The sequence below is a fragment of the Grimontia sedimenti genome (assembly GCF_011045095.1).
Taxonomy (GTDB): Bacteria; Pseudomonadota; Gammaproteobacteria; order Enterobacterales; family Vibrionaceae; genus Enterovibrio; species Enterovibrio sedimenti.
In genome coordinates this window covers 95,054-114,487 of record NZ_JAALDL010000015.1, presented here as the reverse complement: position 1 = coordinate 114,487, position 19,434 = coordinate 95,054, and the positions used below count along the sequence as shown (strand labels likewise).

9 protein-coding genes are annotated in these 19,434 nt (G+C 50.5%); 4 read left to right on the top strand and 5 right to left on the bottom strand.

What is annotated here, in order from left to right; all coding sequences use genetic code 11:
• Positions 1-5: 5 nt before the first annotated feature.
• The 3 genes from gltB (G5S52_RS18200) to gltB (G5S52_RS18190) all read right to left on the bottom strand — a co-directional run bounded on the left by gltB (G5S52_RS18200) (position 6) and on the right by gltB (G5S52_RS18190) (position 10,931).
• A complete protein-coding gene (gene gltB, locus G5S52_RS18200; protein WP_165017127.1) occupies positions 6-4,472 on the bottom strand; it encodes a glutamate synthase large subunit in 4,467 nt (1,488 codons plus the stop codon).
• 449 nt (positions 4,473-4,921) lie between these two features.
• Positions 4,922-6,391 carry a glutamate synthase subunit beta gene (locus tag G5S52_RS18195; protein ID WP_165017124.1) on the bottom strand — a complete coding sequence of 490 codons (1,470 nt, stop codon included), beginning with the start codon at positions 6,389-6,391 and terminating at the stop codon, positions 4,922-4,924.
• Positions 6,384-10,931 (bottom strand): glutamate synthase large subunit, encoded by a 4,548-nt coding sequence (gltB, locus tag G5S52_RS18190; RefSeq protein WP_165017121.1) that lies wholly within the window; start codon positions 10,929-10,931, stop codon positions 6,384-6,386. The genes G5S52_RS18195 and gltB (G5S52_RS18190) overlap by 8 nt, the downstream gene beginning before the upstream one ends.
• Before the next feature lie 573 nt (positions 10,932-11,504).
• On the opposite strand from gltB (G5S52_RS18190), the gene mnmL reads away from it, so the two are divergent.
• The 3 genes from mnmL (at position 11,505) to arcB (ending at position 16,813) form a co-directional block, all read left to right on the top strand.
• On the top strand, positions 11,505-12,431 hold the full coding sequence (mnmL, locus tag G5S52_RS18185) for a tRNA modification radical SAM protein MnmL/YtqA (protein ID WP_165017118.1): 927 nt from the start codon (positions 11,505-11,507) through the stop codon (positions 12,429-12,431).
• A 130-nt stretch (positions 12,432-12,561) separates the two neighbouring features.
• Positions 12,562-14,322: a GGDEF domain-containing protein gene (locus G5S52_RS18180; RefSeq protein WP_165017114.1), complete on the top strand. Its 1,761-nt coding sequence runs from the start codon at positions 12,562-12,564 to the stop codon at positions 14,320-14,322.
• A 139-nt stretch (positions 14,323-14,461) separates the two neighbouring features.
• Positions 14,462-16,813, top strand: coding sequence for an aerobic respiration two-component sensor histidine kinase ArcB (gene arcB / locus G5S52_RS18175; RefSeq protein WP_165017111.1), 2,352 nt, complete (start codon positions 14,462-14,464; stop codon positions 16,811-16,813).
• 118 nt (positions 16,814-16,931) lie between these two features.
• Here the strand turns inward: arcB and arcA are convergent, their stop codons facing one another.
• Complete coding sequence (gene arcA, locus G5S52_RS18170) at positions 16,932-17,651, bottom strand: two-component system response regulator ArcA (RefSeq protein WP_002540413.1); 720 nt, start codon at positions 17,649-17,651, stop codon at positions 16,932-16,934.
• Between the two features lie 745 nt (positions 17,652-18,396).
• Between arcA and G5S52_RS18165 the strand changes: the two genes are divergently transcribed.
• The gene (locus G5S52_RS18165) at positions 18,397-18,891 is read left to right on the top strand and encodes a putative 4-hydroxy-4-methyl-2-oxoglutarate aldolase (RefSeq protein WP_165017107.1); all 495 of its coding nucleotides are present in this window, start codon (positions 18,397-18,399) and stop codon (positions 18,889-18,891) included.
• 66 nt (positions 18,892-18,957) lie between these two features.
• Here the strand turns inward: G5S52_RS18165 and G5S52_RS18160 are convergent, their stop codons facing one another.
• The gene (locus G5S52_RS18160) at positions 18,958-19,431 is read right to left on the bottom strand and encodes a hypothetical protein (RefSeq protein ID WP_165017104.1); all 474 of its coding nucleotides are present in this window, start codon (positions 19,429-19,431) and stop codon (positions 18,958-18,960) included.
• Positions 19,432-19,434: the final 3 nt, after the last annotated feature.

Here is a 19,434-nt window from a genome sequence, read left to right as displayed (position 1 = left end):
CTCCGTTACTGCGCCTGAACACGCAGCTCAGCTGCGCTTCGGCTTTGGTGACCCAGCAGGGAACGCACGTCCGCTGATTTCGGTTTCACCAGATAGAATTTACTGATCCATTGTTCAAAGTCCGCGATTATTTCCTGAGCACGGCTGGAGCCGGTCAGTTCGAGGTGTTGATCAATCAGACCACGGAGGTGCTCCTGATGGATAGCCAGCTTATCGAGTGACAAGGCTTCTACCAGTTCTGGGTTGACGCGACCTGCAAAGTCTCCAGCTTCATCAAGCACATAAGCAAAACCGCCTGTCATGCCTGCGCCAAAGTTCACGCCGGTATGGCCAAGAATGGCCACAATACCGCCTGTCATGTATTCACAGGCGTTATCGCCTGCGCCTTCGACGACGGCTTGGGCGCCAGAGTTACGTACCGCAAAACGCTCACCAGCTTTACCTGCTGCAAAGAGCTTGCCGCCCGTTGCGCCGTAAAGACAGGTGTTGCCGACGATGGTAGATGCGTGGCAATCGAAGGCTGAACCAACTGGCGGCTTGATCACGATATTACCGCCTGCCATGCCTTTGCCGACATAGTCGTTGGCATCGCCGGTCAGGGTAAGGTTAACGCCACCGGCGTTCCAGACCCCGAAGGATTGGCCAGCTGTACCCTGAAGGTTGATTTCAAGTGGTGACGCCGCCATGCCCTGGTTGCCATAACGTTTAGCAATGGCACCGGAGAGTGATGCGCCCACCGAGCGGTCAGTGTTTCGGATGTCGAGATACGCGCTGGCTGAGCGGCGCTCTTCAATCGCCTTTTCAAAGGTTTCCAGCAGCTTCCGGTTAAGCTCCGCTTTATCAAACGGTGCGTTTGGCTCACTCCAGAACACGGATTTACCCGGTTTTGGCTGCGGGCTTTCCAGAATGTCTGAAAGATCCAGCTTGAGCTGTTTGGCGGTGAAACCGTCGACTGCTTCGAGCAAGTCGGTGCGGCCAATCAGGTCAGTGAGTTTCTCAACGCCAAGCTCTGCCATCAGTTCACGCACTTCTTCGCCGAGGCCTTTGAAGAAGTTCATCACCTGCACTGGCAAGCCTTTGAAGTATTCGCGGCGAAGGGTGTCGTCCTGTGTTGCTACACCGGTCGCACAGTTGTTGAGGTGACAGATACGCAGGTACTTACAACCCAGCGCAACCATTGGTGCGGTACCAAAACCGAAGCTTTCAGCCCCCAGAATAGTCGCTTTGATGATATCCAGACCGGTTTTCAGACCGCCATCAACCTGAAGGCGGATCTTGTGGCGAAGGCCATTGGTGACCAATGCCTGCTGGGTTTCAGCTAGGCCAAGTTCCCAAGGGCTACCCGCGTATTTCACGGAAGTCAGCGGGCTTGCGCCGGTACCACCGTCGTAACCTGAGATAGTAATAAGATCCGCATAAGCTTTCGCGACACCCACTGCGATGGTGCCCACGCCTGGCTCAGAAACCAGCTTCACGGAAACCAATGCATCAGGATTCACCTGCTTCAAATCGAAAATCAGCTGCGCCAAGTCTTCAATCGAGTAGATATCATGGTGAGGCGGCGGTGAAATCAGGGTCACACCTTGCACTGAGTGACGAAGACGTGCGATTTCCGCAGTAACTTTATGACCCGGCAGTTGACCGCCTTCACCCGGTTTCGCGCCTTGAGCCACTTTGATTTGCAGCACATCAGCATTGGTCAGGTAGTGTGGTGTCACACCGAAACGACCTGAAGCGATTTGCTTGATGCGTGAGTTGCGCTCTGAGTTAAAGCGACGTGGGTCTTCACCACCTTCACCTGAGTTGGAGTTACCACCCAGACGGTTCATCGCAATCGCCAGTGCTTCGTGCGCTTCAGGGCTCAAGGCACCAATTGACATGGCAGCCGAGTCAAAACGTTTGAAGAGTTCGGTTGCCGCTTCCACTTTCTCAAGAGAAATTGGTTTTTCGGCAGGTTTCAACGTCATCAAGTCGCGCAGCGATGAGACTGGACGGCTGTTGACAGTTTCTGCGTAGGTTTTGTAATCCATCGCTTCGCCGGAGCGAACCGCAGATTGAAGCGTGTTGACCACATCCGGATTATAGGCGTGGTATTCACCGCCGTGGACATATTTCAGCAAACCGCCGTGCTCGACGGGCTTACGTTTCAACCATGCTTTACGCGCAAGGTTGTGTAGATCCTGCTGGAAGTCAGAAAAATCCGCGCCTTGGATGCGGCTGGCGACGCCTTTAAAGCAAAGCTCAACCACATTGCTGTTCAGGCCAACAGCTTCAAACAGCTGTGCACAGCGGTAAGAGGCCATGGTCGAAATACCCATCTTCGACATGATCTTGAACAGGCCTTTGTTTATGCCGTTTCTGAAGTTCAGCATCGCATCACCCATCGATTTCTGGATGACACCTTTCTCGACCATCTTGCCAATGGATTCGTAAGCGAGGTACGGATAAACCGCTGTCGCGCCGAAACCAAGCAACACGGCGAACTGGTGTGGGTCGCGGGCAGTGGCAGTTTCAATCACGATGTTGGCATCACAGCGAAGCTGCGCGTCCACCAAACGTTTTTGGGCTGCACCTACTGCCATTGCCGCAGGAATGGGTAATTTTTCTTTCGAAATACCGCGGTCGGACAGAACAACAAGTACAGTGCCGTCGCGTACTACGCGCTCAACTTGATCGCACAGATCGACAATCGCTTGCTTGAGATCTTTCTCATTTGGGTCGAAGTTGATGTCGATGATGCTGTTGCGATAATGCTCATCATCCAGCTCCAACAGCTGAACCATATCGGAATACAGAAGCACCGGGCTCTTGAACGCAACACGTTGGGCGTGGCCATCGGTTTCTGAAAACACGTTCATTTCGCGGCCGATACAGGTCGCCAGTGACATCACGTGATTTTCGCGTAGTGGATCGATTGGTGGGTTGGTGACCTGGGCGAACTTCTGACGGAAGTAGTCAGCGACATGGCGTTCTTTCGAAGAAAGCACTGCCATTGGGGTATCGTCACCCATGGAACCTGTGGCTTCCTGACCGATGTCACCGAGTACGCGAAGTACCTGATCCTGCTCCTCGCTCGAAACGCCAAACAGTTTCTGGAAGACATGCAGCTCATCGTCATCCATGCCGCGTTGACCGGAAGAGTCTTCTGCTTGCAGTTCTTCAAACGGTGTCAGGCGCTTAACATTCTTATCCAGCCATGCTTTGTAAGGGTGGCGGCTCTTCAGATCGTTATCGATATCGGCAGAATGCCAGATTTCACCCTCGAAGGTGTCAATAACCAGCAGTTCGCCCGGTCCAACACGACCTTTTTCTGCTACCTCATCCGGGGCGTAATCCCAGATACCGACTTCGGATGCTAGCGTGATGAGTTTGTCTTTGGTCACCACATAACGGGCAGGGCGCAGACCATTACGGTCGAGGTTACAAGCGGCATAACGTCCGTCGGACATTACGATGCCTGCAGGGCCATCCCACGGCTCCATGTGCATGGAGTTAAAATCATAGAATGCGCGCAGATCCGGGTCCATGTCTGGGTGGTTCTGCCAAGCAGGTGGCACCAGCATTCGCATCGCGCGGAAGAGGTCCATACCGCCGGCGAGGAAAACTTCCAACATGTTGTCGAGGCTGGAGCTGTCAGAGCCGGTTTCATTCACAAACGGCGCGGCCTGTTTCAGATCAGGCAGCAGCGGTGAATTGAATTTATAAGCACGGGCGCGCGCCCATTGACGGTTACCTTCAATGGTATTGATTTCGCCGTTATGCGCGAGATAACGGAAAGGCTGTGCCAGCGGCCACTTCGGGGTGGTGTTGGTTGAAAAGCGCTGGTGGAACAGACAGATAGATGCTTCAAGGCGTAAGTCTGCCAAATCTAAATAGAACCTTGGCAGGTCTGCTGGCATGCACAGGCCTTTGTATACAATGGTGCGCGTTGACAGGCTGGTGATGTAGAAATCCGGGTCGTCCGCGAGCGCTTTCTCAGCGCGACGACGGGCGATGTAGAGACGACGCTCCAAATCGCGGGCACGCCAACCTGCTGGGCCATTGATGAACACTTGCTCAATGTTCGGTACGGAGCTGGCGGCGATCTCACCCAACACGTCTTCGTTGGTTGGTACTTCACGCCAGCCCACGATAGAAAGGGTTTCGGCTGCAATTTCCTGTTCGAAGATCTCTTTAGCGCGCTTCGCTTTAGCAGGATCTTTACTAAGGAAAATCATACCTACACCGTAGAGTTTACTGAGGGTCCAGTTGTTCTCTTCAGCGATGATTCGGAAAAAGTTATCGGGCTTTTGAAGTAATAAGCCGCAACCATCACCGGTTTTCCCATCAGCGTTAATTGCGCCTCGGTGGGTCATCCGGTCCAGTGCGGAAATTGCGGTTCGGACAAGTTTGTGGCTGGCTTCACCCTCGGTGTGAGCGATGAGGCCAAAGCCGCAGTTGTCTTTCTCCAGCATTGGATCATACAGCGACATTGCAATTCTCCCTTGCGACTGCTCCAGGCAGTGACTGCAGTATTAATGCCTTCCTGGCACTGATACTTGGCCTTCCTCCCTTCCTGGGAGTGTGTTTATAACCAAGAAATCAGTTTCGAGTTTACGTATACCTATATAGCCTGAACATAGTTGCGTCAGGTCACATGAGTATGCGGACCAATCAACTTATCGGTTAATGATGAAGAGGTCAAATTTCGTCACATTACATTAACTTTGCTGATTAACAGCTATATATGTCGAAAATACTGCCTACATGCAGCATTTTATGGCGGTTTTTTTAACTCTGTCGCAGAGATTAACTTGGTCTATCTGAGCGGTTATTTATGAAAAGTTGTCAATTTTTGGTGGGTGAAGCTTTGATGCGGGTTCAAAATGAAAAAAGCCAGCCGCAGAGGGCTGGCAAAACTGGAAGATAACACTCGTTATTTTTATGCGGAGAGCATCAGTGAGTCCGCTTTGGCCTCGAGGTTGGTGCCGCCCATCAGATATGCATCGATAGAGCGGGCACATTCACGGCCTTCATTGATACAACGTACAACCAGTGACTGGCCTGTACGCATATCGCCTGCAGCGAATACACCTTTCTGGTTGGTCTGGAAGTCCTGTGTTGCAACATTGCCGCGGTCATCCAGTGCCACATCAAGTTGTGCCAGCACACCGTGTGGTTCTGGGTGCAAGAAGCCCATCGCCAGGAATGCCAGATCACAGGGGATTTCACGCTCAGAGCCTGCAACTTCTTCGAAGGTTGGACGCTCGCCAGGTGCTGCGTCTTTCCATACGATGTCAGCCATGCGCAGTGCTTTCACGTTGCCGTTTTCGTCGCTGATAAACTCTTTGGTCAGAATGTTCCAGTGACGTTCACAGCCTTCTTCGTGAGAAGTCGACGTGCGCAGGATCATCGGGTACTGAGGCCAAGGCATATTCGCAGGGCGCTTCTCTGGTGGGATCGGCATGATTTCCACCTGAGTAATGCTTGCTGCGCCATGACGGTTTGATGTGCCCACACAGTCAGAGCCTGTATCACCACCGCCGATAACCACAACGTGTTTGCCTTTGGCGTGGATTTCCTCAGTTTTCAGATCCATACCGTTTGCACGGCGGTTGTTCTGACCCAGAAATTCCATCGCAAAATGCACGCCGTTGAGCTCACGGCCCGGGATTGGCAGGTCGCGTGGCACAGTAGAACCACCAGTCAGCAGTACGACATCGTAGTCCTGACGGATTTGCTGAGCGTTAACATCAACGCCAACATGAGCGTTCACTTTAAACTCGATACCCGCTTCAGCCATCAGGCTGATTTTACGGTCAATCACGTCCATACCCAGCTTGAAGTCTGGGATACCAAAACGCAGTAGGCCACCGACTTTTTCATCACGCTCAAACACAGTCACCGAGTGACCTGCGCTGTTGAGCTGCTCAGCCGCTGCAAGACCTGCAGGACCTGATCCGATGATCGCCACTTTCTTGCCTGTGCGGGCAGTCGGGGTTTTCGGTTTGGCATAACCTTCGCGGTATGCTGTTTCCACAATGGTTTTTTCAATGTTACAGATGGTGATTGGGTCCTGGTTAATCCCCAGGACACAAGAGCTTTCACATGGAGCCGGGCAAACCCGGCCAGTGAACTCTGGGAAGTTGTTCGTTGAGCTCAGAATGTTCCAAGCTTCTTCCCAGCTGTCGCGGTAAACGGCGTCGTTAAACTCTGGAATAATGTTCCCGATAGGACAACCGTTGTGACAGAAAGGCACACCACAGTCCATACAACGGGCAGATTGCTCGTTAATCTTCTCGCCAAATTCGTCGTTCAGTACAAATTCCTTGTTGTCCTGAATACGAACGGCAGGGTCTTTTTTAGCCGGCAGTTCGCGGCCATATTCTAGAAATCCGGTTGGCTTACCCATTTACAGCCTCCACTTCTTCCTTGTTAGCGGCTTCTTCTTTGCGTTTTTGCAACACAGCTTTGTAGTCGCGTGGCATCACTTTGACGATAGACTTGAGGTTCTCTTCAACGTTCGCGAGGAATGTTTCTGCAACCGTACTGCCTGTCAGTGCATGGTGCTTGCTGATCATTTCTTTCAGCAGTGCGATGTCTTCTTCATCCAGCGGATCCAGATCCACCAGCTCAGGGTTGAGCTTGGATTCGAAGTCATTGAACTGATCCCAAACGTAAGCCACACCACCACTCATACCCGCAGCGAAGTTACGGCCAGTTTGACCCAGAACAATGGCAATACCGCCGGTCATGTATTCACAGCCGTGGTCACCGATACCTTCGACAACCACTTTCGCGCCTGAGTTACGTACACAGAAACGCTCACCGGCTACACCGCGTATGAAAGATTCGCCCGAGGTTGCACCGTAGAAACAGACGTTACCGACAACGATGTTGTCTTCGGCAATGATGTCGCTCTTCGCGTCTGGGTAAAGTACCAGCGTACCGCCAGACAGACCTTTACCCCAGTAGTCGTTCGCATCACCTTCAACGGTGAAGTTCACGCCTTTTGCGAGGAAGGCACCGAAGCTTTGACCTGCAGAACCTTTGAACTTCACGCTCATTGCTTCCGGCAGACCCTGATCTTTGTACACTTTCGAAATTTCGTTCGACAGCATGGTACCGGCACTGCGGTCGGTGTTCACAATTGCGAACTCGGCATCGACTTTACGCCCTTCTTTCAGCGCGCTGGACGCGGCTTCAATCAGGCGGCGGTCAAGCACGGTTTCCAAACCATGGTTTTGCTCGCGCTGGCAGTACATTGCATCGCCTTCACGTGGCTCTTCTTTGTAAAGAACAACGTTGAGATCCAGGTTCTGGTATTTCCAGTGACCGACATCAGAGCGGACTTTCAGGTGCTGTGACTGACCCACCATCTCGTTGATAGAGCGGTAACCCAGCTCAGCCATGATTTCACGCAGACCTTCAGCCATGTAGGTGAAGAAGGTGACGATGTCTTCTACGCGGCCATCGAAGCGCTCACGCAGTGTCTTGTTCTGGGTAGCGATACCAACAGGACAGGTGTTGAGGTGACACTTACGCATCATGATACAGCCTTCAACAACCAGTGCTGCTGTTGCCACACCCCACTCTTCAGCACCCAACAGAGTCGCTACTGCGAGGTCACGAGGGGTTTTCATCTGACCGTCAGACTGAACGACGATGCGGTTGCGCAGGCCGTTTTTCAGCAGTGTCTGGTGCGTTTCAGCCAGACCCAGTTCCCATGGCAGACCTGCGTGCTTGATTGAAGACAGTGGTGATGCACCGGTACCGCCGTCGAAGCCAGCAATCAGAACCACGTCCGCTTTTGCTTTCGCTACGCCTGAAGCGATGGTGCCGACACCCGCTTCAGAAACCAGCTTCACGTTCACACGTGCTTTACGGTTTGCATTCTTCAGGTCGTAAATCAGCTGTGCCAAGTCCTCGATAGAGTAGATATCGTGGTGTGGCGGTGGAGAAATCAGACCAACCCCTGGGGTGGAGTGACGGGTGCGACCAATCCAGTCATCAACTTTGTGACCTGGAAGCTGACCACCTTCACCTGGCTTCGCGCCTTGTGCCATCTTGATCTGAATTTCATCAGCATTGGCAAGGTAGTAAGAGGTGACACCGAAGCGGCCAGAAGCCACCTGTTTGATAGCAGAACGTTCCCAATCACCGTTTTCTTTCTTGTCAAAACGGACTGGGTCTTCACCGCCTTCGCCGGAGTTCGACTTAGCGCCGATACGGTTCATAGCAATCGCCAGCGTGGAGTGCGCCTCATGAGAGATAGAACCAAAGCTCATTGCACCGGTCGCGAAACGCTTCAGGATGTTCTCAACTGGCTCAACTTCGTCCAGAGGAATGCTGCCAGCAGGGTTCTTCACGAACTCAAACTGGCTACGCAGAGTTGCAGCATCATCGCCTTGGCTGTCTACTGCATGGCAGTATTCTTTAAACTGCTTTTTATCCTTGTTGCGGGTGGAGTTTTGCAGCAAGTGGATAGTTTCAGGGTTGAACAGGTGCTTCTCACCACGTTGTTTCCACTGATAAACACCACCTACGTCCAGCATTTGGACAGGGATTTCACGCGTTGGGTAGCCCAGACGGTGACGAACCAATACTTCTTTCGCGATATCGTCAATCGACAGGCCCTGAATACGGGAAACGGTGCCGGTGAAGTATTTGTCGACCACTGCTTTGCTGATACCCAGTGCTTCGAAAATTTGCGCACCGTGGTAGGACTGCAGGGTTGAGATACCCATCTTCGAGAAGATTTTCAAAAGGCCAGCGTTGATCGCTTTGCGGTACTGTTCAAACAGCACATCCACATCCGCTTCCGGATCCAGCTTCTTCTTACGCTGCAAATCCACCAGCGTTTCGTAGACGAGGTACGGGTTAACAGCATTCGCACCGTAGCCAACGAGTGTGGCGAAGTGATGGGTTTCACGCGCGTCACCGGTTTCAATCACGATGTCGGCTTTCGCACGCAGACCTTTACGGATCAGGTGGTGGTGAACCGCACCGACAGCCAGCATCGCTGGGATAGCTGCGTGGTTAGAGTTCACTGCACGGTCAGTCAAGAGGATGATGGAGTAGCCATCAACCACGGCATCTTCTGCGTATTGACAGATGCGCTTCAACGCACGCTCAAGTTTGCCTGGCTCACCGCTGGCACGGAATACGATATCCAGTGTTTTTGCTTGCAGGTGATCGTTGTCAACCGCACGCAGTTTTTCCAACTCAGCATTGCTCAGTACTGGCGATTCCAGCTCAACTTTGCGGCAGTGAATAGGCGATTCGGTCAGCAGGTTCTGATCTTTACCCAGATACGTTTTCAGCGACATCACCATGCGCTCACGGATTGGGTCGATTGGCGGGTTCGTGACCTGTGCAAACAGCTGCTTGAAGTAGTTAGAAAGGTGCTGTGACTGGTGTGACAGTACTGCCAGTGGCCAGTCAGCACCCATAGCGCCTAGTGCTTCTTTGCCGTCTTTTGCCATTGGAACGATGATTTCGTTCACTTCTTCAGAGGTCACACCGAATGCTTGTTGATGATGTAGAAGACGCTCAGGAGATGGCTGATGATGTTTGGTATCAGCTTCTGGCAGCTTATCAATGTGCAGCAGGTTCTTCTCAACCCACTCCTGATAGGGCTGTGCAGAAGCGATTTCGTTCTTCACTTCTTCATCAGAAATGATGCGGCCTTGCTCAAGGTCCGCCACGAAGATACGGCCAGGCTGCAGACGACCACGGAATTGAATGTTTTCCGGCTCGATTTCTACCACACCTGACTCTGATGCCATGATGAGGTAATCGTCTTTAGTGACGGTATAGCGGCTTGGGCGCAGACCGTTACGGTCGAGAGTCGCACCTACTTTCACGCCATCAGTGAAACAAACAGACGCTGGGCCATCCCACGGTTCCATGATGTTTGCGTGGTACTGATAGAAAGCACGCAGCTTTGGATCCAGATTCGCATTCTCTTGCCACGCTTCCGGTACCATCATCATCAGTACGTGTGGCAGGCTTCGACCGCTCAGAACCAGCAGTTCCAGTGCCATATCGAAGTTTGCAGAATCCGATGCGCCTTCCTGACACACAGGCAGCAGCATTTTCAGTTCTTGGTCAGTGAACAACTCTGATTCGAGCAGAGCTTCACGCGCCTTCATCCAGTTCAGGTTACCGCGAACGGTATTGATTTCACCGTTGTGTGCGATATAGCGGAAAGGCTGCGCCAAACGCCAGCGAGGGAAGGTGTTGGTCGAAAAGCGCGAGTGAACCAGCGCCAGCGCCGTCACCATTGACGGGTTCTGCAGATCGAGGAAGTACTGAGGTACCTGCTCGGTGGTCAGCTGGCCTTTGTAAACCAGTGTCTTTGCAGAGAAAGAGTTGATATAGAAGTCGTCGCCAATGTTTGAGACGCTCTCCAGACACACGCGCACGGTGTAGTTACGCAGTACGAACAGTTTACGCTCAAGCTCGTCCAGAGACAGGCCGACACCGCCTGTAACAAAAGCATGCTCAAACTGAGGTTCTGTGCTCAGAGGGTCTGCGCCGATCATTGAGTTGTCGGTTGGCAGAACACGGTAGCCGATCACTTCCAGATCGAGGCGTTTGGCATTGCGCTCGAAGATTTCACGGCATTGCTGGCGCTTGTTCTCGTCTTTCGGGAACAGCATCACACCGACGCCGTATTTGTCCGATGAAGGCAGTTGAATACCTAGCTTGCGGGTTTCTTCGAGTAAGAATTCATGGGGTTTTTGTAAAAGAATACCTGCACCGTCACCACTACATGGGTCACAGCCCTGGCCGCCACGGTGTTCCATGCGGGCCAGCATATCAAGTGCCTGAGTAACAATCGCATGAGACTTTCTGTTCTTCAGGTGGGCAACGAAGCCAATACCACAGGCGTCGTGTTCCATTTCGGGCACATAAAGTCCCTCGGTGCGTAGCACTGAATCAGTCATGTTTACGTCCTTCCAGTTGACACAAATGCAGGGGGAGCATTTGTCTTCCCTTGCTGTACCTGTTGCGGGCACAGCTGAGCGGTCGCCAAGTTTGAATCCACAAAATGTGTTTATTCGCGGCAACCAAGCCCGATCACTGCCTAAAAGCAGTAACCATCTCCTTTTGCAATTCTATGCAGAAATGCTGCGCTTTTTGTAATTACCCATATAACACACTAAAACATGGCGCTATTTGGCGAATTTTATTGCTCACAATTTGGACGCAGCTGTAGCTATCCTACATTTTCGGAAAATTAATTACCATAAAAAGTTGCACTTTGATTGCTATGCAAACGGTTCCGTTAGACTGAATTTTTATTTCAAATGAATAAAAATTCGCCATAAGGGTGATTCGATGAATATATAGGAAGCGGATGAGAAGTGTGACTTTTCAATGTGTAAAGGAAATGTAATAAACTTTCAGTTTGTTGATGAAAACTTAATCCAATATTGATTTGATCGAGGTTTTCTCTTTTTGTCGGATGTTAGGATCGCGCGCTTTTTACCTCTATCCAACTTTTCGGGCGGTCGACGATGGAACTTCATCAACTGGTGAATACCTTTGGTCAGGATTTACAACGCAGGTATGGCGAAAAAGTTCACAAACTCACTCTGCATGGCGGTTTCAGTTGTCCTAATCGGGACGGTACGTTAGGAAGGGGCGGATGTACCTTCTGTAATGTGGCCTCGTTTGCCGATGAAACGGCACAACAGTTGTCTGTCACCACGCAGCTTGCTCAGCGAGCAACGGAAGTAAACAGAGCTAAGCGTTATCTGGCTTACTTTCAGGCTTACACCAGTACTTATGCAGAAGTGGAAAAGCTCAAAGCTATGTATGAGGAGGCGTTGAAAAGCGCAGACATCGTTGGCCTTTGTGTAGGAACCCGACCTGACTGTGTACCAGATGCCGTGCTTGATCTTCTTGCCCACTATAAAGAACAAGGGTTCGAGATTTGGTTGGAACTTGGTCTTCAAACAGCCAACGACAACACGTTAAAACGCATCAATAGAGGTCACGATTTTGCCTGTTACGATGCGGTAACCCGAAAGGCGCGTGCATTAGGGTTAAATGTTTGTACGCATCTGATCGTCGGTTTGCCTGGAGATACCAAAGCCGATCACATCAATACGATTGATAAGGTGATTGAGACAGGAACCGATGGCATTAAACTTCACCCACTACATATAGTAGAGGGGTCTGTGATGGCAAAGGCTTGGCGGGCAGGGCGACTTGATGCAATTTCACTTGACGATTATGTCGAGAGTGCATCTGAAATGATTTTGCGCACACCAGCAGAGGTGGTTTATCACCGCGTTTCTGCTAATGCTCGCAAGCCTACCTTGCTGGCGCCAGAATGGTGTGAAAACCGCTGGCTCGCGATGACAGGTATTGCTCGAGCGCTCAATGTGAAAGGCGTTCAGGGTAGCTTGACGAGTCGGCCATTTCATTTTCCTCAATAATGTGACCAACGTTTGATACCTCGCAAAATCAATGAGGGCTATTCGTTTTCTTTCATAACCGTGTGGCAAGATGAAGCGTGATTTTTATTCAAAAATGCTTCTTCAGGGATGACGGGCAAGAGGTGGAAGGATGATTGAGTGGTTACCGGTAGCCTCGTTATTGCTATTGGTAGGTTTTTTATTAGGAATGGTCTGGGTTTCCCATCGCCGTGTGATGTCGATGAAAACCTGGCAACTCTATCTAGCCAATCTCCATTCTCCAAAAGCAATTATTAACCATAAAGACGGAAGCATCTTGTATGCGAACCGCAGTTTTGTGCGTCTGTTTAATGTCGAATCGCGTGGACACAAGTTCCGCATTCGTGGAGAGCGCGAACAAGAAACCATTAACGCGCTATTGGCAACGCGCCGCTGGCCCCATCCTTTTGTTGAAATGACGGCAGATTTTCGCGCCGTTTCTGATCATCGTACTCCCCGCCATGCCCGTTTCTCCGGCCTGCCCGTTTGGTGTGGCGGACAACGGATATGGATTGTCTCGCTGGAACCCAAATCTGAAGCTGTGTATAGCGAACCGTTTGCTGAAAACGACAGCCAGATATTCCGAAGTGTTATTAACTCTCTGTCTGAATTGATCTGTTTTCAGGATAAAGAAGGGCGCATTGTGGGCTCAAACCTGGCTTACGACAGGTTCTGGAAAGGGCGGGAACAGGAAGGCCTGATTTTCTCCGCTGACGGTAGCACTCGAGGAAGACGTACACAGCAAAGCTGGACGACGAATCCTAATGGTGACAGTTGTCTGCTGGAATCTAATCAGACTGTACTGCTTGATGACGAAAACAGCATATTCGGTACGCTGAGCATCAGCCATGATGTGACCAACTGGCACATGATGCGACAGTCGCTGGAGCAAGAGATTGAAGCTCGTCAGGAAGTTGAGCAGCAGCTCAAAAAACACAGTAATGTGCTGACCTCCATCTTTAAGGCCAGTCTGGATCCGATTGGCATCTACAACAAAAACTATGAGTTCCTGGGAGGAAATGCGGCCTTTGCAGAAGCAATGAGTGCCCCGCATGATGATCTTGAAGGCGAGAATGCTGAAGATCTGATGGAACCGGAAGTACTTGCGCAACACCGTAAGATTGACGTTCCTGTGCTCGAAAATGGCGACACAGTGAAATACGAAGATTTGGTGATGAAACGTGATGGCACAATGGTGTGGTATGAACTCACCAAGACCCAATTCTGCGACCCGACGGATGACACCATTGGTGTGCTGGTGATTGCCCGTGACGTCACAGAGCGTAAAGCCACTCAGCAGCAGCTTGCGGATGCCATCATGGAGCTGGAAGAGCTGAGCTTTGTCGATGGCCTGACCAAGGTGGCAAACCGACGCAGTTTTGACGAGCAACTGGTGAAGATGTGGCACTCGCACATCCGTGAACAAGAGCCGCTTTCGCTGATCCTCTGTGATATTGACTACTTTAAGCCTTACAACGATAACTATGGTCATCAGCAGGGGGATGAAGCGCTACGACGGGTGGCTGATGTTTTCCAGCGTGTTATCCGTCGTCCATTGGATGCGGTGGCCCGTTATGGTGGGGAAGAATTCGCGATTCTTCTTCCCAACACTACTGAGCATGGTGCATTGGTGGTGGCTCAAAATATAGCTGACGAACTGAAAGCCGCAGGACTTCCTCACGAGTTTTCCAAAGTGGCTGACAGAATCACCCTCAGCCAGGGAATAGCGACACTATACCCGGTTGCCGGACAGGACTATGGCGACTTAGTCTCCCTTGCTGACCGAGCGCTGTACAGTGCGAAAAATGCCGGGAGAAACCAAGTGGCATCCAGCCAGTCACTGCAAGAAACGCCGTTATCGGCCAATGCCTGATGCTTTCTACTAAATTTGTCGAAGGGGCGGAGTAATCTGCCCCTTTTTCTTTAGCTTCTCCGTCCCCAGCGTTATTATTTTCCCAAGCTGATTCAAGGCCGATTCAGCCACTTCTTATTTCTGTTGATCTGGATGTTCAATGAAGCAAATTAAACTTTTAGCGCAGTATTACGTGGATCTGCTGGTCAAGCTTGGGCTGGTCAGGTTCAGTATGTTGCTTGCGCTGGCTCTTGTGGCTCTTGCGGTGATTGTGCAAGTCGGTATTACCCTTGTTTTGAACGGCACGGTGCATGACACAGATATCGTTCGCTCAGTTTTCTTTGGCTTGCTTATCACCCCTTGGGCGGTGTATTTCCTTTCTGTCGTCGTCGATCAGCTAGAAGAGTCCCGGCAACGATTATCCAAACTGGTTTCTAAGCTCGAAGAAATGCGCGCCCGTGATATGGAGCTCAACCGCCAGCTAACCGAAAATATCACCCAGCTAAATTTGGAAATTGAGGAGCGTAAACGCGCAGAGGAAGCACGCGAAGAAGCGATGCAAGATTTGGAAAACGAGGTCTATCAGCGCGAAAAGGCGCAGGTGGAGTTGGCAGAGCAAACTGCGCTGCTGCGCTCGTTTATTGATGCTTCACCAGATTTGATTTACTACCGTAATGAAAAAGGTCAGTTCTCCGGTTGTAACCGCGCGATGGAAGATTTAACCGGTAAGAAAGAAAAAGAGCTGGTGGGTCTGACTCCTTGGGATGTTTACCGTGAAGACATCGCCAGCAAGGTGGTGGAAACTGACCAACAAGTGTTTGATAACAATGTCTCACTGACTTACGAGCAGTGGCTGGAATACAAGGACGGCCGCAAAGCTTACTTTGAACTTCGCAAACTACCTTTCTACTCACGCGATGGCAGACGCCTTGGTCTGGTCGGTTTTGGTCGTGAGATCACTGAGCGTAAGCGTTATCAGGATGCGCTCGAAAAGGCGAGTAGGGACAAGACCGCGTTTATCTCTACCATCAGTCACGAACTTCGTACGCCGCTGAACGGTATTGTCGGCCTTAGCCGAATGCTGCTTGAAACCCGCTTGTCTGAAGAACAGTTGGGGTATCTCAGAACCATTCATGTCAGTGCGATTACGTTGGGCAATATCTTTAACGACATCATTGATATGGACAAGTCTGACCGAAGCCGTCTTGAGTTGATGCCACAGCCTTTGGATTTCCCAGACTTTGTCTCAGAGATTGAAAACATCAGTGCACTGATGGCGCAGCAAAATGGCCTTCGCTTTACGCTAGACAGGCTGACGGATCTGCCACCTGCGGTGAAAGTGGATGCCACACGTCTTCGTCAGATCCTTTGGAACCTTGTCGGCAATGCGGTGAAGTTTACCAAGCAGGGGGCTGTGAATGTGACGGTCAGCTGTGATGTTGAAGATGACATCGCGCATCTGCAGTTCGATGTGGAAGACAGTGGTATCGGGATTCCTCAAGAAGAGCAGGACAAGATATTCGCCATGTATTACCAGGTGAAGCAGGGTGAGGATAATCTTCATGCTGTGGGTACCGGGATTGGTTTGGCGGTTTCCCGTAAATTAGCCCGACTGATGAACGGCGATATTACTGTCGACAGTGAGGTTGGGGAAGGCAGTAACTTCACCGTGACATTGTCTGTGCCTGTGTGTGCGCCAGTGTCGAACAAAGAGAAGGTGAACGCAGATCAAAGTCCATTGCACATTCTGCTGGTGGAAGACATCGAGCTTAACATCACGGTCGCTACCAACCTGCTGGAAAGTCTGGGTCACTCGGTGGATGTTGCAAGGAGTGGGCAGGAAGCACTGAACATGTACCCGCAATCTGAGTACGATCTCCTGCTTCTTGATATCCAACTGCCTGACATGACTGGCTTTGATATTGCCCAGACGCTGAGAAACAGTGGTGATGCATTGCCCCCTTTGGTGGCGTTGACCGCGAATGTCATTAAAGACAAAACCGAATACATCCGAAATGGCATGGACGACGCGATTAGCAAGCCGATCAGTGTCTCTGCAGTAGCAGAGGTGATAGAGCGGCTCGCGCTGCAATGTCCTGTCGCGACAGAAGCCGCGGAAGTGAAAAAGCGCAAGAAGCCTGGCAATGAGATGCTTGATAAGCTTCTGGATCTGGAAATGTTAACCTCTTACGTGGATATCGTTGGCCCAGAGCCTGTGTTCCAAAGCATCAAGATGTTTGAAGATCTGATGCCTGAGTATATTCAGATCCTCGACAGCAATATGACGGCGAAAGACCAGGATGGTATTGCCAGTGAAGCACACAAAATCAAAGGTGCAGCTGGGTCAATCGGTCTGAAACATATCCAGAAAGTGGCGCAGAAAGCGCAATCGCCAGAGTTGCCAGCCTGGTGGGAGAACATTGCTGACTGGGTCGATGAAATCAAAGAAGGCTATGTTCAGGATCTGGAAGTGCTCAAACAGTGGCTTGAGGATTATTCTAAAGAGGTTTAGCCGCTAACAAGTTAGGAGAAGGAGCTTAAATTTCGAGGTTCCTTTTCTTTAATAAAAGACTTTCAGATAACAAAAAGGCCTGCATTGCAGGCCTTTCTTATACGCTTTCCGGAAGAAATTAGACTTCTTCCAGCTCACCACAGAAGCGGTAACCTTCACCGTGAATCGTCGCGATGATTTCCGGTGTGTCACCGAAAGACTCAAAGTGCTTACGGATACGACGGATAGTCACGTCAACAGTACGGTCGTGTGGTTTCAACTCACGTCCAGTCATCTTCTTCAGAAGATCTGCACGGGTTTGGATTTTGCCCGGGTTTTCACAGAAGTGCAGCAGTGCACGGAACTCAGAGCGTGGCAGTTTGAACTGTTCGCTGTCTGGGCTGATCAGTGAACGGCTGTTGATGTCCAGCGTCCAGCCATTGAACACATAACGGTCAACAGAACGCTTGTCTTCTGGCAGTGCGCCTTGGCTCATCGCACGGGTCAGCAGGTTACGTGCACGGATAGTCAGTTCGCGTGGGTTAAATGGTTTGGTGATGTAGTCATCCGCACCGATTTCCAGACCCAGGATCTTGTCAACTTCGTTGTCACGACCGGTCAGGAACATCAGCGCCATGTCACCTTGCTCACGCAGTTCACGAGCTAGCAGAAGGCCGTTTTTACCAGGCAGGTTGATGTCCATGATAACCAGGTGAACCTGATTGTTAGAAAGCACTTGATGCATTTCTTCGCCATCGTTGGCTTCCAGAACGGTATAACCTTCTGCTTCGAAGATGCTTTTCAGCGTATTACGAGTTACGTGTTCGTCTTCAACAATCAGAATGTGAGGGGTTTGCATTGGCGTTACCTAATTTCTTTAAGGAATCTGGTACTGGGGACAGCGAAAAGGCGTCTCCCCAATCAACCACAGTGTCTTATCGACCCTGTGAAGAAAATTTACAAACAGGAAAAGTATATCAAACCGATTGATGCGCTTTACGAGCATACTTTCCTGATACAAACGCCATCCCTAGAGAAGCTGGTTGCAGTTGCGATTTTTCGCCCTGCATACTACTGGTCAACTCATTTTGACCAGCTAATCCTTTGGATAGCGCTGATTGTATTCATTTAACAGCGTGCTAACAATATTTAGTAATAAATCAACGCAACTTTTTTCAATCTTTATTGATATACGTCAATCTCGCCCTCTGTGGTCGCATTTGGTGGAATTCTGGTTTAAAAACTCCGCGGAATTTTACAAACTCGAATTAACTTTTTCGTACTATTACCACAGGTGTGAATATTGTGTAAAAACGCTTTTATCAGACCATTTTGTTGCATACCGGTCAACTATCTCCTGTTGAGAGCATTCTGCCAGTCACGCCTAAAATGGAGAAAATTGCGTACCGTTACACACATGCTTTTTCCCTTTATATCCAAGAGTTACTTGGAACTATGTGTAAGTTTCCGAAATTGACCACAACTCAATCCCACTTTGTCACTAACACCAAAGTTTGAGTGAGCTATGCCAGCTTTATGGAAGTTGGGAAAGGCGAAGCGGGCGGATCTTGCTAGCTTGATACAGATACTTGAGAGGAGGAAGCATGGAAGACTTACTGCCTGATATCAGTGATGCATATGGCGATGAAGTGCAATGGGTACCTGTTCAGTGGCGAGATTTTGGTGGAAAGCACGTTTTCTTTGGCCGGGTGGAAACGCTTCGTTGCTATGAAGACAACTCCAAGGTGCGTGACATTCTGGGTAAGCCCGGTGCGGGCCGCGTTTTGGTCGTGGATGGACATGGCAATCTCAATAAAGCTTTACTGGGCGACTTGCTGGCCGAGCGAGCGGTAGAAAATGGTTGGGAAGGCATAGTGATCTATGGTGCTGTCCGTGATGCAGGTGCATTAAGTGAGATGGCGCTTGGCGTAAAAGCCTTGGGCGTTTGCCCGATCAAAACAGAAAAGCGTGGTCTGGGTGATGAAGATGTTCAGCTCCGTATTGAAGGGGTTCCCATCTCTCCTGGGGATTATCTGTTTGCTGATCTTAATGGTGTGATGATCAGCCAGCACCCGCTAGAGTTTGGCGAGCCATCTTAAAAGTTGTTTGAAGCCTGAAACGAAAAAACCGCCAACAGGCGGTTTTTCTCTTTGCAGCAGATTGGGCTAGAAACGATAACCCACGCCAAGTTGATAATTGGCAGAGGCTGCAGGTGTCTGGTTGAGGTTGTAATCGAACTTGGCTTCCAGATTGAGCTTGTCTGTCAGACGTAACTGGCTGCTCATTCCCACTACACCGATGGTTTCTTCATTGATGCGTTCAGCCTGAACGGAACTGCCGATACTTAGCTTTTCGTTAAAGTTGTACTGGATACCACTGAGCAACCCTTTGCTGCTGGCACTGTGATTAGTTTCAGTCGTGACTTCAGTTCCCAGATACACGTTCACGTTTTTCAGCACCGGATAGTGATAACCAGAACTGATGGTCCAACTGTCATAGCTTTGATTGCCAGTTGTAATAGAGCTCGAAAACCAGGCTTTCTGGTTTCCGTCATCGTATTCATACAGCGGTAACGAACCCTGCGCGAATGCAAAAAACGCCACTGATTGCAGGGTAACGGCGAGCAGGATTTTTTTCATTAT

Coding starts and splice junctions, on each gene's coding strand:
- arcB (WP_165017111.1), top strand. CDS start 14,462: ATGAAGCAAATTAAACTTTTAGCGCAGTATTACGTGGATCTGCTGGTC.
- arcA (WP_002540413.1), bottom strand. CDS start 17,651: ATGCAAACCCCTCACATTCTGATTGTTGAAGACGAACACGTAACTCGT.
- G5S52_RS18195 (WP_165017124.1), bottom strand. CDS start 6,391: ATGGGTAAGCCAACCGGATTTCTAGAATATGGCCGCGAACTGCCGGCT.
- gltB (WP_165017127.1), bottom strand. CDS start 4,472: ATGTCGCTGTATGATCCAATGCTGGAGAAAGACAACTGCGGCTTTGGC.
- G5S52_RS18165 (WP_165017107.1), top strand. CDS start 18,397: ATGGAAGACTTACTGCCTGATATCAGTGATGCATATGGCGATGAAGTG.
- gltB (WP_165017121.1), bottom strand. CDS start 10,931: ATGACTGATTCAGTGCTACGCACCGAGGGACTTTATGTGCCCGAAATG.
- G5S52_RS18160 (WP_165017104.1), bottom strand. CDS start 19,431: ATGAAAAAAATCCTGCTCGCCGTTACCCTGCAATCAGTGGCGTTTTTT.
- mnmL (WP_165017118.1), top strand. CDS start 11,505: ATGGAACTTCATCAACTGGTGAATACCTTTGGTCAGGATTTACAACGC.
- G5S52_RS18180 (WP_165017114.1), top strand. CDS start 12,562: ATGATTGAGTGGTTACCGGTAGCCTCGTTATTGCTATTGGTAGGTTTT.